Origin of the sequence: Limnohabitans sp. (genome assembly GCF_040400975.1) — a bacterium.
GTDB lineage: Bacteria > Pseudomonadota > Gammaproteobacteria > Burkholderiales > Burkholderiaceae_C > Limnohabitans_A.
The window spans coordinates 1-1,682 of record NZ_JBBAPF010000100.1 but is presented as its reverse complement, the minus strand read 5'-3'; the positions used below and the strand labels follow the sequence as shown (position 1 = coordinate 1,682).

1 protein-coding gene is annotated in these 1,682 nt (G+C 65.6%); it reads right to left on the bottom strand.

Annotated elements, in window-relative coordinates; all coding sequences use genetic code 11:
- Nucleotides 1–739: 739 nt before the first annotated feature.
- Entirely contained in the window at nucleotides 740–1,285 is a 546-nt protein-coding gene (locus tag ABWQ00_RS15995; protein WP_353239649.1) for a hypothetical protein, read from the bottom strand.
- Nucleotides 1,286–1,682 lie beyond the last annotated feature (397 nt).

Sequence of the window (1,682 nt, the reverse complement as noted above, 5' to 3'; positions counted from 1 at the left end):
CAGCAACCCGGTGCCACATAATTCATCCCAACAGCGTCGCAACTCGGTGCCAGGGCTCAAAAAATGGCACGACGCAAGATCCGGTTGCTCAACCCCAGTGCACAGGCGCCGGTCGAAGCCGGCGCGAGTTTCTCTGGCAACTGCCACGTCGCGGCACCGGGCAATCTTGTAGGGCAGAGCATCCAAGAACGACAGCTTCCAATCCAAGCGCGCCATTACTTGCTGCACACCGCGGACAAAGTCCGGTAGCAAGCCGTGCTCGCGGAGCCACGGCCATTCCAACGTCGACCGCAACGCCCCTGCCAGCGACGCCGTGCACGCCAACACTTGCGCCCGCGCTGTTGGCAACCGGCGACCCCGCAACGAGCACGGCTCTGCCCGGCTCCCAGGAGCGGCGGCGCCATGGCACTCGCATCCGCCTCCCCAGACACGCAGCGCCTCCACGGGCCCCGGCACCGCCACCACCACAACCGTCTGGTACCAGAACTGCGCAGATCCCGGCGTATCGCGCGAGGCGAAATCCGCGGCTTCCAAGGCTGCCGATCGACCGCCACCTCCCACTTCGACGTGCCCTCGCCGCAGTGCGCCTCGGCGCTGCCCCAGAGCGCGCGCTGCACCCACGACCGTGCCCCACCGCCACGACACCAACCGGTCAGGGGGCCGCTGCAACAACGCCCTCACGGCCGCATCCGCCGAGTCGCCGCCCAAGCGAGCAAGCAGATCCTCCATGTACCCCCGGTCAACAAAACAAAAACTCCAAGAGTGCCTGCGCGCGCGAACACCACCCGGGGAACCGCGGCCAACAAGTGTGCGTTGCATGCTCGCACACGCCGTGCAGTAGATGGTTCCATCCCGGTAACCGCAATGCACGTGCAAACGTGTTTGGGGCCTCGCCCTCGGCGGCGTCTTGATCGTACAAGTGCCGAAGCGCATCCCGCGCGCCGCCGACGAAGAACTCCGTCCCCAAGTCTGTTGCGAGGCCCCGCAAAGACTCCAGATACAACTGCACCCGTGCCCGCTCGGGGCCGTACTCACGCCACAGCGAGAACAACACCGCCATGCCCTTGTCGGCGGCCGTTGTCCGCCGGAATCCCAGCCCAACAATCGCCACTAGCCTCGAGGTCACGCGCGGCACTAGCGAGGCACTGGCAAACACCAACGTGTTCTCGCGAATGCCAAGGAGCTCGCGGCCGAGCTTCGGACTGGAATCAAACGAGAGCTCCCGAACAACGACCTCGCCGTCGACGTGCAGTGCGGAGAACCGGCGGTTCAACAGAATGGCCAAGTCCAGTCGGACACGCCCCCACTGCAAACAGCGCGCGTGAAGGCCACTGGAAACCGACGCCCTCCCGGATGCGCCGCAATGTGCTTGCTGAGTGCCCGAAGGCTGCTACCAAGAAGGCCTCACCTTGCTGCGCGAAGCGCCGCAGATCCCGGCAGTTCTCCGACGCCGCCACGCAGTCCACCAAGAATTGAATGTCAACAACATCCACAACTCGACCGCGCAAGAGCGAGGCCCTTGCGAAGGGGCGGCGTCTGGAGACCGCTGTCACGGTAGCGGAGTCCGTGCTGCGGAGCGCCGTCGACGTTCCTATTCCCTGCCACGGCAACAGCCTGCTGAGATGCTCCAGAAGCCCTTCCATGTGGCGCCATGACGGCGCCAAGAGCAGCGGGTCGGCGGG